Source organism: Bacillus sp. SIMBA_005 (assembly GCF_046535585.1).
GTDB classification, from domain to species: Bacteria; Bacillota; Bacilli; order Bacillales; family Bacillaceae; genus Bacillus; species Bacillus pumilus.
Map to the genome: position 1 here is coordinate 1 of NZ_JAWRWI010000272.1, position 278 is coordinate 278.

Below are 278 nucleotides of genomic sequence, written 5' to 3' on the forward strand. Positions count from 1 at the left end.
CGACGAGTTCGTGGGCGCGTACATCGGAGACGGATCCATCCAGGAGACCCCCGATGGCGTCTGCCCGCTCGACAGCGACGAGGACGGAATCCGGATCCCGGCGGGCGACGGCCCGCGCGTCGTGCTCGTGGCGATCTCGCGACTCACGGGGCAGAACGTCAAGCGTGCGGCGCGCGGCGCCGAGGGGCCCGTGCTCGACCACTATTCGGCCGACGCGATCCGGCACCACATCTCGGTCGTCGCCGAGCCGCTGCTCGCCGCCGCCGGCACAGTGGGAT

Annotated in this window: 1 protein-coding gene; it reads left to right on the forward strand. The window is 71.9% G+C overall.

What is annotated here, in order from left to right; genetic code table 11:
• Window positions 1-278 (forward strand): hypothetical protein (locus SB660_RS20070; protein WP_410584049.1); only part of this gene is annotated, 278 nt, incomplete at both ends.